Source organism: Rhodococcus sp. NKCM2511 (assembly GCF_014905595.1).
GTDB classification, from domain to species: Bacteria; Actinomycetota; Actinomycetes; order Mycobacteriales; family Mycobacteriaceae; genus Rhodococcoides; species Rhodococcoides fascians.
In genome coordinates this window covers 1-649 of sequence record NZ_BNHJ02000016.1, presented here as the reverse complement: position 1 = coordinate 649, position 649 = coordinate 1, and the positions used below count along the sequence as shown (strand labels likewise).

The window sequence follows — 649 nt, the reverse complement described above, 5'->3', positions numbered from 1 at the left end:
AGCCATCACTATACTTCTAACCGATCGAAATTTTAATACATCATTCTTCGATCCAACTGGGGGCGGAGATCCTATTCTATACCAACATTTATTTTGATTCTTCGGACACCCAGAAGTATATATTTTAATTCTACCAGGATTTGGAATTATTTCTCATATTATTACTAATGAAAGAGGAAAAAAAGAAATTTTTGGATCATTGGGAATAATTTATGCTATAATTGCTATTGGTTTATTAGGTTTTATTGTCTGAGCCCACCACATATTTACTGTAGGATTAGATATTGATACACGAGCTTACTTTACCTCAGCAACAATAATTATTGCTATCCCCACAGGAATTAAGGTATTTAGATGATTAGCAACAATTTATGGATCAAAAATTCAATTCTCCCCCGCAATAATATGAAGAATAGGATTTATTTTCCTATTTACAATAGGTGGATTAACAGGAATTATTCTATCTAACTCTTCCTTAGACATTATTCTACATGATACATACTATGTCATTGGCCATTTTCATTATGTACTTTCCATAGGAGCAGTTTTCGCCATTATTGCAGGATTCATTTACTGATATCCTTTAATATTCGGATTATCAATAAATAAATTATGACTAAAAATTCAATTTACATCAATATTTATTGGA

At 30.5% G+C, this 649-nt stretch carries 1 protein-coding gene and 1 pseudogene; both read left to right on the top strand.

Annotation, left to right across the window (positions count from 1 at the left end; genetic code table 11):
- Nucleotides 1-109 precede the first annotated feature (109 nt).
- Nucleotides 110-253, top strand: a pseudogene (locus JLZ96_RS25260) (hypothetical protein); the annotation flags it as partial.
- A gap of 159 nt (nt 254-412) precedes the next feature.
- Complete coding sequence (locus JLZ96_RS25255; RefSeq protein ID WP_201011554.1) at nt 413-577, top strand: cbb3-type cytochrome c oxidase subunit I; 165 nt, start codon at nt 413-415, stop codon at nt 575-577.
- Nucleotides 578-649: the final 72 nt, after the last annotated feature.